Raw genomic sequence first — 12,864 nt, 5'->3', positions numbered from 1 at the left:
AAAATCAGACAATAACTGCTGCGATTAGGACAATCTCGGCAGGAATCATTTTTTACAGGAGACAGTTCACGATGGCAGAACCCTCTTTCCCGGTGGTTGCCACAACCGTGCCACTGAGCCTTTCCTTTCGCTGTGAGGCCTTTAATGCCAATACTGAGTTTTTGCCGCATACCCATCCTTACGGGCAGTTGATCTGCGTAAAGTCAGGTGTGGTAGCGATGAGTATCGGCGGGCAGCGTTTTCTGGCCCCCCCTGAATTCAGTGTCTGGATACCGGCCGGCATGGAGCACTCCAGCCATAACCGTAAGCCGATGCAATTTCGTGCCATTGATATTGCACCTACGCTGTGTGATGAGTTACCGCTATCAGCTTGCCTGATTAATGTCAGTCCAATCTTTAATACCATTGTGGAAGATTGCTTCTCCCGTGGTTTATTGATGCCGGAAAGCGAGCAAGATATGCGCTTAGCCCACGTATTAATTGATCAACTCAGGTTGTCACCGGTACAACGCACCTATCTGCCCACCTCACAGGATAAATTACTGTCACCTATTCTGGCGGCGCTAGAGCGCTGCCCGGCGGACAATACCTCGCTGGCGCAGTGGGCTAAGCGGGTCTATACCACCGAGCGGACGTTATCGCGCCGCTGCCAACAAGAACTGGGTATGGCTTTTAGCGAATGGCGGCAGCGGCTGCGTTTTTTACATGCGATCTCATTGTTAGAAAAGGGCAAAACCGTGCAAAGTGTCGCACTGGATGTTGGGTATAGCTCCTCATCGGCTTTTATCGCCATGTTCCAGCAAATTGCAGGGACTACGCCGGAGCGTTTTCGTCGCAACAATCCCCTTCATCCTTGACGCCGCAGGGGGGTTGGCTATGCTCACGCACCCGAATCACTGACTTGAGTCAGCTCATCGGGATTATGAGCCTCTAATGAGACTCACCCTGCGGGCCAGCGCAAGCGATGTTCAACATGGTTTACAACCAAGTTGTCACTCAATTGCCGCCTACCTGCAACGCTAATGATTTTGGGGATCGTCTTCATCCTGAAGCTGTAGGGGGTTGGCTGCAACTCCAACTTCTTTGGGTATATACTAAGTCCCTGCTTTTCATCTATAGGGCAGTAAGCTGCCGGAGAATAAAGTGAAAATCCTGGTTGATGAGAATATGCCGTACGCAGATGTGCTATTTCGGCGTTTAGGTGAGGTACAGGCAGTGCCGGGGCGGCCAATCCCGCGTGAAGCACTGGCTAATGCTGACGCACTGATGGTGCGCTCGGTTACCAAAGTGAATGAGGCGTTGCTGCAAGGTACGTCAATTGGCTTTGTGGGCACGGCAACCGCCGGTACCGACCATGTCGACGATAACTGGCTACAGCAACAGGGAATCGGTTTCTCCGCAGCTCCCGGTTGTAATGCCATTGCGGTTGTGGAATATGTTTTTTCCGCACTGATGATGATGGCCGAACGTGATGGTTTCCAATTGCGTGACAAAACTGTCGGTATTATTGGGGTGGGGAATGTCGGGGCCAGATTGAATAACAGGCTACAAGCCCTTGGTGTGCGGACTTTACTGTGCGATCCACCACGAGCAGACAGAGGTGATAACGACACTTTCTGGCCGCTGGAAAAACTGGTGCGAGAGGCAGATGTTCTCACTTTCCATACGCCGTTGAATAAAACCGGCCCTTATCAAAGCCTGCACATGGCGGACGATGAATTACTGGCAGCCTTGCCGGATGGCCGTATTCTGATTAATGCCTGCCGCGGAGCCGTGGTGGATAATGCTGCGCTGCTTGGTGCGTTGGAAAAAGGTAAAAAACTCAGCGTGGTTCTGGATGTATGGGAACCGGAACCGGAATTATCTTTGCCGCTGTTAGGGCGGATTGATATCGGGACGCCACATATCGCCGGCTATACGCTGGAAGGTAAAGCACGTGGTACCACACAAGTGTTTGAAGCTTTTAGTCAACATCTGGGGCAGCCGCAGTCGGTAGAGCTAGCTTCTTTATTGCCTCAACCGGAGTTTAGCCACTTGAGACTGAACGGTGCGTTGGATGAAGGCAAATTAAAACGATTGATGCACTTGGTGTATGATGTGCGCCGCGATGATGCGCCACTGCGCCATGTGGCCGGTATCCCCGGTGAGTTTGATCGGCTGCGTAAGCACTATCAGGAACGCCGTGAGTGGTCATCACTCTGTGTGCAGTGCGATGATGCTGCCAGTGCTGAACTGTTGCAGAAATTAGGCTTTAGTACACAGTTATTATAAGCGCGGTATAAACGTTAATTTATTGATTGTCAGGCGGTTTTTTTTACCGCTTTTCTCTTTCAATCGATCTTAGTATCTGAATGAACCCTTGTAATTTAATGAACGTTAGTGGAGAAAACCAACATGTCTGACGGCTGGAATATTGCTCTGTTAGGAGCAACGGGCGCAGTAGGTGAAGCTTTGCTGGAGCTGTTAAATGAGCGCCAGTTCCCGGTTGGTGAATTGTATCCGCTGGCCAGCGAACGCAGCGCCGGTGCTTCTGTGCGCTTTAATGGTAAAAGTTTACTGGTTGAAAATGTTGCTGAATTTGACTGGTCTCAGGCGCAGTTAGCTTTCTTTGTTGCCGGGCGCGAAGCCTCACAACTCTATGCGGAAGAAGCGGCGAATGCCGGTTGCCTGGTTATCGACAGCAGTGGCCTGTTCGCGATGGAACCAGATGTACCGCTGGTGGTGCCAAGTGTGAATCCTCAGGTGCTGGCAGAATATCGCAATCGCAATATTGTGGCGGTAGCCGATAGCCTGACCAGCCAGTTGCTGACGGCGATTAAACCACTGACGGAACAGGCTGGCTTGTCCCGCGTGCATGTCACTGCATTGATTTCAGCCTCCGCCCATGGCAAGGCCGCTGTGGACGATCTGGCCGGTCAAAGTGCCAAGTTGTTAAATGGCATTCCTGCGGAGCCAAGTATCTTCGCCAAACAACTGGCATTTAACGTGTTGCCGTTGCTGGCTGATGAAGAGGGCAGTGTGCGTGAAGAGCGCCGTCTGGTTGATCAGGTGCGCAAAGTATTGCAAGACGAAGGTCTGCCTATCTCGGTGAGTTGCATTCAATCACCGGTATTTTACGGTCAGGCACAAGTGGTTCATCTGGAAGCCTTGCGCCCAATCTCCGCAGATGAAGCGCGCAGCGAACTGGAAAATTGCGAAGATATCCAATTATCTGAAGAGGATGATTATCCAACACAGGTCAGTGATGCCTCGGGCAGTGAGGTGCTGAGTATTGGTTGTGTGCGTAATGACTATGGCATTCCCGAAGTGTTGCAGTTCTGGTCAGTGGCCGACAACATTCGTTTTGGTGGCGCATTGATGGCGATTGAAACGGCGGAGCACCTGTTGCAGGAGCAACTGTACTGATGTCCGAACTCGAGTTGGCTCAGCCACAAGACATAGTGGCTGAAACGGCCGGTATAAAAATTGCGCTGGGTATTGAATATAACGGCAGCCGCTATTTCGGCTGGCAACGGCAGTTGGAGGTTGCCAGTGTGCAGGCTTGTTTGGAGGCTGCCTTGTCAAAAGTTGCCGATGAATCCATTGGCGTATTTTGTGCTGGGCGCACTGATGCTGGTGTACATGCCACCGGGCAGGTGGTGCATTTTGTCACCTCGGCGGTGCGTAAAGATGCCGCCTGGACGATGGGGGTCAATAGCCATTTACCTCCAGATATCGCCGTACGCTGGATAAAAACAGTGGATGACGATTTTCACGCCCGTTTCAGCGCTACTGCCCGCCGTTATCGCTATATCATCTTTAACCATCGCTATCGTCCAGCGGTGTTGGCGCAAGGGGTAACCCATTGCTACCTGCCGCTGGATGCTGAAAAAATGGAACGAGCGGCGCAATGTTTACTCGGCGAGAATGATTTTACCTCGTTTCGTGCGATACAGTGCCAGTCGCGTACCCCATGGCGAAATGTAAAACATGTCAAAGTTACCCGACATGGCGCGTATATCGTGGTAGATATCAAGGCCAACGCTTTTGTTCATCATATGGTGCGTAATATTGTTGGTAGCTTGATTGAGATTGGCTGTGGTAATCAGGATGTCAACTGGATGGCCCAGTTGCTGGCACTGAAAGACCGATCACGTGCTGCGGCAACAGCGAAAGCCGAAGGGTTGTATTTAGTCGCGGTTGATTACCCCGAACGTTTTGCGCTACCAACAGCGCCAATGGGACCCCTTTTTTTGGCAGACGACTGATTTCTCTACATTGATGAGTGAGGTCGCCTTGGTCTAAGGAATACCTAAGGAAGTTCAGCTAATCTCACTCACTCAAAGCACAAGTATGTTTACCATTTGAGAGTATTTATGGAATTTATACGTTTCGTTATTGATTTTATTTTGCATATTGATGTCCATCTGGCGGAGCTGGTGGCGCAGTATGGGGTTTGGGTTTACGCCATTTTATTCCTGATCTTATTCTGTGAAACCGGTCTGGTGGTGACGCCGTTCCTGCCAGGAGATTCTTTGCTGTTTGTGGCCGGTGCGTTGGCAGCATTACCGTCCAATGATATCAATGTGCACATTATGGTGGCACTGATGGTGACCGCCGCTATTTTGGGCGATGCTATTAACTACACCATTGGGCGGGTGTTCGGAGAGAAACTATTCAGTAACCCGGACTCCAAAATTTTCCGCCGCAGCTATCTGGAAAAAACCCATCAGTTCTACGAAAAACATGGCGGTAAAGCGATTGTTTTGGCACGTTTTGTCCCGATTATCCGCACTTTTGCGCCGTTTGTCGCCGGAATGGGTAAAATGTCTTATCGCCACTTTGCGGCTTATAACGTGATTGGGGCGTTGGTATGGGTACTGCTATTCACCTATGCTGGTTATCTGTTTGGTAACGTACCTATCGTGCAGAACAATCTGAAATTGCTAATTGTTGCCATTATTGTGGTGTCAATTTTGCCGGGTGTATTTGAGGTATGGCGGCATCGGCGCGCGCAATCACGGCAAAAAAATCAGTAAAAACGTTACCTAAGCCGTGGGTTCGACCAGTTTTTTATCTACACTGTCGAGCCAATATGGTTTAATGAGTGACATTTATGGTCTGTTCCTGCGGACAACCCGAGTTCCAGTGCCTTAGCCACGTTGTAATGGCGTGTATCTCAGGCATTTTTTGTTGGGATGTTTTCAGGGAGATGGTTAAAGCATGAACAGCGGACTGGCAACAGCCAGGTTCAAACAGAAAGGTCATCGATGAGCTGGATTGAACGAATTCTTAACAAAAGCAATATTACACAAACCCGTAAAGCGAGTATTCCTGAAGGGGTGTGGACGAAATGTGACAGTTGCGGTCAGGTGCTTTACCGTGCCGAGTTAGAGCGTAATCTAGAAGTTTGTCCTAAGTGTGATCACCATATGCGTATGACAGCCCGTGCACGGTTACATATGCTACTGGATGCAGGCAGTGAAGTTGAATTGGGTAGCGAACTGGAGCCGAAGGATATCCTGAAATTCAAGGATTCCAAAAAGTATAAAGATCGCATTTCTGCCGCACAAAAAGATACCGGCGAAAAAGACGCTTTGGTTGCCATGAAAGGGACCTTACAAGGGATGCCGATCGTTGCCGCTTCATTTGAATTTGCCTTTATGGGTGGGTCAATGGCGTCAGTGGTGGGTGCCCGTTTTGTGCGTGCAGTTGAGCAGGCGCTGGAAGATAATTGCCCGTTGGTGTGCTTCTCCTCCAGTGGTGGTGCTCGTATGCAGGAAGCATTGATGTCACTGATGCAGATGGCAAAAACCAGTGCTGCTCTGGCTAAAATGCAAGAGCGTGGCTTGCCGTACATTTCTGTGCTGACGGATCCTACCATGGGTGGTGTCTCCGCCAGTCTGGCAATGTTGGGTGATATCAATATCGCAGAACCAAAAGCCTTAATCGGTTTTGCTGGTCCACGGGTTATTGAGCAAACCGTTCGGGAAAAACTGCCGCCGGGCTTCCAGCGCAGTGAGTTCTTGATTGAAAAAGGCGCTATCGACATGATCGTTCGCCGCCCGGTGATGCGTCAGACAATTGCCAGCATCTTGTCTAAATTAACGCATCAGCCACAACCCAGTGTGATTGAGAGTAAAGCCGATACTGCTCAGGCGGATAATCAGGCCGAAGCCTGATTATCCACGCGGGCATCACCCTGATAAGGTGATGCCCGGTTGTTGTGCATTGTCGCAACTTAAGCTTTATAGCTTTAAAAAAGAAAATATTTACCCAAAATAATTTGAGTTGCAGGAAGGCGGCAATTGAGTGACAACTTGGTTGTAAACCATGTTGAACATCGCTTGCGCTGGCCCGCAGGGTGAGTCTCATTAGAGGCTCATAATCCTGATGAGTTGACGCTAGTCATTGATTCGGGTGACAAATCGGTCAGGAACCGATTTGAACGCTGCTTGCAGCGGCCTCGCAGAGGCGAGGTCCATGGACGGGGCCGAGCAACGAAAGCAGTCAACGCACATGCAGCTTGAAGTATGATGGGTATAAAGGCCAGTGACGGGACTCATGAAAAACCATCAAATTCCCCAAGCCACGTCGCCTTTGGCCGCGTGGCTTTACTATCTTGAACGTTTGCACTCTCAACCAATCGAGTTGGGTCTGGAACGTGTTAAACAGGTTGCTGAGCGTTTGGATCTGCTTAACCCTGCCCCAAAAGTCTTCACCGTTGCCGGTACTAATGGCAAAGGCACCACCTGTTGTACCCTAGAATCAATTTTACTTGCAGCGGGTCTGCGGGTCGGGGTTTACAGCTCACCTCACCTTTTGCGTTACACCGAGCGAGTCCGTATTCAGGGGCAAGAACTGTCTGAGGCTGAACACAGCCACTCTTTTGCTCAAATTGAAGCCGGGCGCGCGGGTATATCACTGACTTACTTCGAATTTGGCACCTTATCTGCGCTGCAATTATTTAAGCAGGCTAAGCTTGATGTAGTGATTCTGGAAGTGGGGCTGGGTGGACGTTTGGATGCGACCAATATAGTCGATTCTGATGTTGCGGCTATTACCAGTATTGCCATAGACCATACTGACTGGTTAGGCTTCGATCGAGAAAGCATTGGCCGCGAGAAGGCTGGTGTTTTCCGTGCGGGGAAACCTGCCGTGGTTGGCGAACCGGATATGCCGCAGTCGATTGCCGATGTTGCGGCGCAATTGGGGGCACAACTGTATCGCCGTGATGACGCATGGCGGTTTAGCCAACAACAGCCAGGTGAACAACAAGAAAATGCCTGGGATTGGCAGTGTGGCAACCATCATTGGACCAATCTACCCTTACCAAACGTACCTTTGGCAAATGCGGCGACAGCTTTGGCCGTATTGCACTATTCTGGCCTGCCTTTAAGCGATAAGGTTATTCGCCAGGGCTTGTTGGCTGCCAGTTTGCCAGGGCGTTTTCAGGTTGTCAGTGAGCAACCACTGCTGATTTTGGATGTAGCCCATAACCCGCATGCAGCACGTTATCTCACCGACAGGCTGGCTCGATTGCCAAAACACGGTAAAGTACGGGCTGTGGTAGGTATGCTATCAGATAAAGATATCGGCGGGACGCTGGCCTGTTTATCTGAACAAGTCGATGAATGGTACTGCGCGCCGCTTGAAGGGCCGCGTGGGGCGACGGCGGAGCAATTAGCCGGGCATTTGGAGTTATCACGCCAGTTTAGCGATGTAGAAACGGCCTGGCGTCAGGCTATGTTGGATGCAAAACCACAGGATGTGGTTATTGTCTGTGGTTCTTTCCATACTGTCGCTCATGTGATGGCTGTATTGGATTTATGACAGCCTGAATTTGTGACAACTTGAGTTTATCAAGGCATTGAATTGGGAGTGCGAGTGGCAAGTAAGTTCCAGAACCGTTTAGTCGGGACCATAATTCTGGTGGCGTTAGGCGTGATTGTGCTGCCGGGGCTACTGGATGGTAAAAAGAAGCATTATGAGGATGAGTTCGCCGCTATCCCATTAGTGCCAAAACCAGGTGATAGTCAGGAGATCGATGCGGTTGGTCCGGTCAGTCAACCTCTGCCTATTGCTCCACCGGAAGGTGCGGCGCAAGCCGTGGATGTCCCCAAAGATGATTCCGCCTCTCAGGCTGCTAATGATGCTGGTAACCCTCCGTCTGAACCGACTATCGTGGCACCGCCAGTGATACAGAGTAAGCCGGTTGAGGTGAAACCTGTTGAGAAGAAACCGGTTGAGGTCAAACCGCTACCGGTAGAGAAAAAACCGCAGGAAGTGAAACCTAAACCTGAGGTTAAACCGGACGTTCAGCCGGAAACTAAACCGGTCACAGAAGAAAAAGCACCGGTAGGGCAGGCTTATGTCGTCCAACTGGGCGCGTTGAAAAACGCAGCTAAAGTGAATGAAATCGTGGCGACGCTGCGCTTGTCAGGTCATCGGGCGTTTACGGTGCCTGCAACGCCGGTTCAAGGCCAAATAACCCGTGTGTATGTCGGGCCAGATGCGTCAAAACAAAAATTGCAATCTGCGCTGCCAGAGCTTAATTCATTAAGCGGCCTGAATGGGCAAGTTAAGCCCTATGGCACGGCGCGTTAAGGTTTATGCCGAGAGTTAAGATATCAGGGTGTACGGGGTTTTTGAGCTAAGTTTGTGCGGCGATTGTTGTTTTTAAAATCGCCGCACTTTAATTTGTCGCGGGTAAGAATTCCCCTACGCAAACGTTTTCTTTTTCTGTTAGAATTCGCCGCGAACAGGATGCAGCGGCGATTTCGTCATTGGAATAGTCATGGTCTGGATTGATTACGTCATTATAGGGATTATCGGATTTTCTGCATTGGTCAGCTTAATCCGGGGTTTTGTCCGTGAAGCATTGTCACTTGTAACATGGGGATGTGCGTTTTTTGTTGCCAGCCATTTTTACACTTACCTTGCTGTCTATTTCACGCGTTTTGAAGATGAAGTAGTTCGCAACGGAATTGCCATCGGCATTTTGTTCATCGCGACATTGATCGTCGGGGCTATTGTTAACTATGTGATTGGTTCGTTGGTTGAACGTACTGGTTTATCAGGAACTGACAGGGTGCTGGGTGTCTGTTTTGGCGCGCTGCGAGGTGTTCTGATAGTCTCTGCCATGCTGTTCTTTCTGGATACGTTTACCGGCTTCTCACAGAGTGTTGACTGGAAACAGTCACAATTAATCCCGCAGTTCAGTTATATAATCAGGTGGTTCTTTGACTACCTGCAGAGCACGTCGAGTTTCTTACCGAATCAATTACCGATTCGGAGCGGCTTATGAGGAAAAGACAACATGTGCGGTATTGTCGGTATCGCCGGTTTTTCACCGGTAAACCAGTCGATTTATGATGCGCTGACGGTGCTTCAGCACCGAGGCCAGGATGCTGCGGGCATCGTTACCATTGATGCCCATAATGGGTTCCGGCTGCGTAAAGCAAACGGCTTGGTGAAGGATGTATTTGAAACCCGGCATATGCTGCGCTTACAGGGGAATATGGGTATTGGCCATGTTCGTTACCCGACGGCTGGCAGTTCCAGTGCTTCCGAGGCTCAGCCTTTCTACGTTAACTCACCGTTTGGCATCACTCTCGCTCATAACGGTAATCTGACTAACGCTCACCAACTGAGAAAGAAATTATTCGAAGTTTCTCGCCGTCATGTGAACACCACTTCTGACTCGGAAATTTTGCTGAATATTTTTGCCAGTGAATTGGACCGTTTCCAACATTATCCATTGGAATCAGACAATATTTTTGCTGCTGTTGCCGCAACACATCAGTTGATCCGTGGGGCATACGCTTGTGTTGCGATGATTATCGGCCACGGGATGGTCGCGTTCCGTGACCCTAACGGTATTCGCCCGCTGGTTATTGGTAAACGCACGTTAGTTGATGGCCGCAATGAATATATGGTCGCTTCTGAAAGTGTGGCATTGGATACCCTTGGCTTTGAATTCCTGCGGGATGTTGCGCCGGGCGAAGCTGTGTATATCACGGAAAAAGGCCAGTTGTTTACCCGCCAGTGTGCTGAAAATCCGAAATACAATCCGTGCTTGTTTGAGTATGTGTATTTTGCTCGCCCAGACTCCTTTATGGATAAAATTTCTGTTTACAGTGCGCGCGTGCGCATGGGCCAGAAGTTGGGTGCCAAAATTGCCAAGCAGTGGGAAGATCTGGATATTGATGTTGTCATTCCTATCCCGGAAACATCTTGCGATATCGCGCTGGAAATCGCCCGTATTCTAGATAAACCGTACCGCCAGGGGTTTGTGAAAAACCGTTATGTTGGCCGTACCTTTATCATGCCGGGTCAGCAGGAACGTCGTAAATCTGTGCGCCGTAAACTGAATGCCAACCGCGCAGAGTTCCGTGATAAGAACGTCTTATTAGTGGATGACTCTATCGTGCGTGGCACCACATCAGAACAGATTGTCGAGATGGCGCGTGAGGCTGGGGCGAAGAAGGTCTATTTCGCCTCTGCGGCACCGGAAATTCGTTTCCCGAATGTGTATGGCATTGATATGCCAAGTGCGAACGAATTGATTGCCCATGGTCGTGAAGTGGATGAAATCCGCCAGTTGATTGGTGCCGATGCACTGATTTTCCAGGACCTTAGCGATCTTATCGAGGCAGTACGCGAAGATAACCCAGACATCACCCAGTTTGAGTGCTCGGTCTTTAACGGCGTTTACGTGACTAAAGATGTCGATCAGAGCTATCTGGAATATCTTGAATCGTTACGTAACGATGATGCGCAGGCATTACGTAATCATAACGAGGCCGAGAATCTGGAGATGCATAACGAAGGGTAATACCCGTTATCTTTCAGGTTGCAGATGTGTTGGCCTCGACCAATCCACGGATCTTGCGATGCGGTCGCTGTTTAGTGCCTTGCTGCAACTTGAAATTTATTGGGTATCTTCAGTTATCGGCAGAGTGTGAATCAAAAAGGTGCAACCAGCGTTCCGGCGCGGTGCACCTTTTTTGTTATCTAGCCGAGGGCCATGGGTATTGTGGCAAAACGGGGCCAATAACTTGCTAATCCGTACTTGATACGGCAAAGTCGGGCGATATTTCTTTATGTTATGCTCACTCTATAAGGCATAACGTCAGTGCGAGGCTATACCCCATGAAACGACTTATTATCGGCATTAGCGGTGCCAGCGGTGCCATTTATGGCGTACGGCTGTTACAGGTGCTGCAACATGTCGAGGGTGTGGAAACTCATCTTATTCTCAGTAATGCGGCGCGCCAGACGCTGGCGCTGGAAACGGAATTTAGCGTGAAGGATGTGCAGGCACTGGCCGATGTTGTACATGACTCACGTGACATTGCTGCTTGTATCTCATCCGGATCATTCAAAACGCAAGGTATGGTTATTTTACCCTGTTCAATCAAAACGTTATCTGGAATTGTCCATAGCTATACCGAGGGTTTGCTGACCCGCGCCGCGGATGTGATCTTAAAAGAGCGCCGCCCGCTAGTGTTATGTGTGCGTGAAACCCCGTTGCATTTAGGGCATTTACGCCTGCTGGTACAAGCCGCTGAGCTGGGCGCTACCATTATGCCGCCAATGCCTGCGTTTTATCATCGACCACAAACCATTCAAGATATTGTTGATCAGACCGTTAATCGGGTTATCGATCAATTTGACATCGAACTGCCTGAAGACCTGTTTACACGATGGCAAGGCAATAATTAACATTTTTCCCTTAATTGATACATTTGTGCAACATCGCACTGAAATGGGGCGGATTATGCACCACAATGATCCTGTTTTAGAACGCGTATCATGGCATGAGTGTGGTATTCGATTTTTGTATACGACTTGATGCCTGTATTTCGTGGTGATCGTGCTAGTTAAGCGGTGGTGGAATTAGCTTTCCTACCAGATGATTACTGGCACGATTACTGCAAATTGATTTATGAACGCTCTGGGTTGTACAGAACATTAACGCGCTTTCTGGCATCGAAAATCAATTTGAGGGTTATGTATGAATAAGAAGATGTTGGTTCTTCCGCTAGTCTTAGCATTAGCTGCTGCCAGCAGTGCTTTTGCTACCATTCCGAAAGATGTCAAAATTGGTACTGATCCAACTTATGCTCCTTTTGAATCCAAAAATGCCAGTGGTGAATTGGTAGGTTTTGATATCGATATAGCAAAAGAGTTATGCAAACGTATCGATACTAAATGTACTTTTGTTGAAAGTGACTTCGATGCATTAATCCCATCACTCAAAGCCAAAAAAATCGATGCCATTATCTCCTCACTCTCCATCACGGAAAAACGCCAGAAAGAGATTGCTTTCACCGACAAACTCTACGCTGCCAATGCCCGTTTAATCGCGACCAAAGACAGTAAAATAGAGCCAACATTAGTCGCCTTGAAAGGCAAACGTGTTGGGGTGTTGCAAGGCTCTACGCAGGAAGCATTCGCCAATGCTGAGTGGCAGCCAAAAGGTATCGATGTGGTTGCCTATCAAAATCAGGACTTGATCTACGCTGACTTGGCTTCAGGGCGCATTGATGCGGCTTTCCAGGATGAAGTTGCAGGCAGTGAAGGTTTCCTGAAACAAGAAGCGGGTAAAGGCTATGCTTTCGCTGGCCCATCAGTAAAAAATGATCAGTTCTTTGGCGTAGGTACCGGTATGGGCTTGCGTAAAGATGATGCGGAACTGAAAGCGGCGCTGGATAAAGCCTTTGCAGAAATGCGCAAAGATGGCACCTACGACAAGCTCGCGAAAAAGTATTTCGATTTTGATGTTTACGGCGGTTAAGCACCTTTGCCGTTAGAGCCTCTGCCAAGAGTGGCAGGGGCCTCTACATGCAATTAAACATAGCAATTAACCAGACTCCTTAC

General features: G+C 49.4%; 12 protein-coding genes. All 12 read left to right on the top strand.

Annotated elements, in window-relative coordinates:
* Positions 1 to 71: 71 nt before the first annotated feature.
* Positions 72 to 857 (top strand): helix-turn-helix domain-containing protein, encoded by a 786-nt coding sequence (locus tag Q2T72_RS15010; RefSeq protein WP_372569390.1) that lies wholly within the window; start codon positions 72 to 74, stop codon positions 855 to 857.
* 286 nt (positions 858 to 1,143) lie between these two features.
* On the top strand, positions 1,144 to 2,271 hold the full coding sequence (pdxB, locus tag Q2T72_RS15005; protein WP_372569389.1) for a 4-phosphoerythronate dehydrogenase PdxB: 1,128 nt from the start codon (positions 1,144 to 1,146) through the stop codon (positions 2,269 to 2,271).
* Between the two features lie 123 nt (positions 2,272 to 2,394).
* A complete protein-coding gene (locus Q2T72_RS15000) occupies positions 2,395 to 3,405 on the top strand; it encodes an aspartate-semialdehyde dehydrogenase (protein WP_083158232.1) in 1,011 nt (336 codons plus the stop codon).
* Positions 3,405 to 4,247 carry a tRNA pseudouridine(38-40) synthase TruA gene (gene truA, locus Q2T72_RS14995; RefSeq protein ID WP_083158233.1) on the top strand — a complete coding sequence of 281 codons (843 nt, stop codon included), beginning with the start codon at positions 3,405 to 3,407 and terminating at the stop codon, positions 4,245 to 4,247. Before Q2T72_RS15000 ends, truA begins: the two co-directional genes overlap by 1 nt.
* A gap of 108 nt (positions 4,248 to 4,355) precedes the next feature.
* On the top strand, positions 4,356 to 5,018 hold the full coding sequence (locus Q2T72_RS14990) for a DedA family protein (protein ID WP_083158234.1): 663 nt from the start codon (positions 4,356 to 4,358) through the stop codon (positions 5,016 to 5,018).
* Positions 5,019 to 5,249: 231 nt separating this feature from the next.
* Positions 5,250 to 6,161, top strand: a complete 912-nt coding sequence (gene accD, locus Q2T72_RS14985) for an acetyl-CoA carboxylase, carboxyltransferase subunit beta (protein ID WP_083158235.1) — start codon at positions 5,250 to 5,252, stop codon at positions 6,159 to 6,161.
* A 382-nt stretch (positions 6,162 to 6,543) separates the two neighbouring features.
* A complete protein-coding gene (folC, locus tag Q2T72_RS14980) occupies positions 6,544 to 7,812 on the top strand; it encodes a bifunctional tetrahydrofolate synthase/dihydrofolate synthase (RefSeq protein ID WP_372569388.1) in 1,269 nt (422 codons plus the stop codon).
* Between the two features lie 54 nt (positions 7,813 to 7,866).
* Positions 7,867 to 8,586, top strand: a complete 720-nt coding sequence (gene dedD / locus Q2T72_RS14975; protein WP_372559486.1) for a cell division protein DedD — start codon at positions 7,867 to 7,869, stop codon at positions 8,584 to 8,586.
* A 190-nt stretch (positions 8,587 to 8,776) separates the two neighbouring features.
* Entirely contained in the window at positions 8,777 to 9,286 is a 510-nt protein-coding gene (gene cvpA / locus Q2T72_RS14970) for a colicin V production protein (protein WP_050112971.1), read from the top strand.
* A gap of 12 nt (positions 9,287 to 9,298) precedes the next feature.
* The gene (gene purF, locus Q2T72_RS14965; RefSeq protein WP_372569387.1) at positions 9,299 to 10,816 is read left to right on the top strand and encodes an amidophosphoribosyltransferase; all 1,518 of its coding nucleotides are present in this window, start codon (positions 9,299 to 9,301) and stop codon (positions 10,814 to 10,816) included.
* A gap of 317 nt (positions 10,817 to 11,133) precedes the next feature.
* Positions 11,134 to 11,706 (top strand): UbiX family flavin prenyltransferase, encoded by a 573-nt coding sequence (locus Q2T72_RS14960; protein WP_083158239.1) that lies wholly within the window; start codon positions 11,134 to 11,136, stop codon positions 11,704 to 11,706.
* 292 nt (positions 11,707 to 11,998) lie between these two features.
* On the top strand, positions 11,999 to 12,781 hold the full coding sequence (hisJ, locus tag Q2T72_RS14955; protein ID WP_372569386.1) for a histidine ABC transporter substrate-binding protein HisJ: 783 nt from the start codon (positions 11,999 to 12,001) through the stop codon (positions 12,779 to 12,781).
* The last annotated feature ends 83 nt before the right edge of the window (positions 12,782 to 12,864 follow it).

Source organism: Yersinia sp. 2466 StPb PI (assembly GCF_041538325.1).
Taxonomy (GTDB): Bacteria; Pseudomonadota; Gammaproteobacteria; order Enterobacterales; family Enterobacteriaceae; genus Yersinia; species Yersinia enterocolitica_E.
The sequence above is the reverse complement of the archived record's forward strand: the minus strand, read 5'-3'. Positions and strand labels throughout refer to the sequence as shown.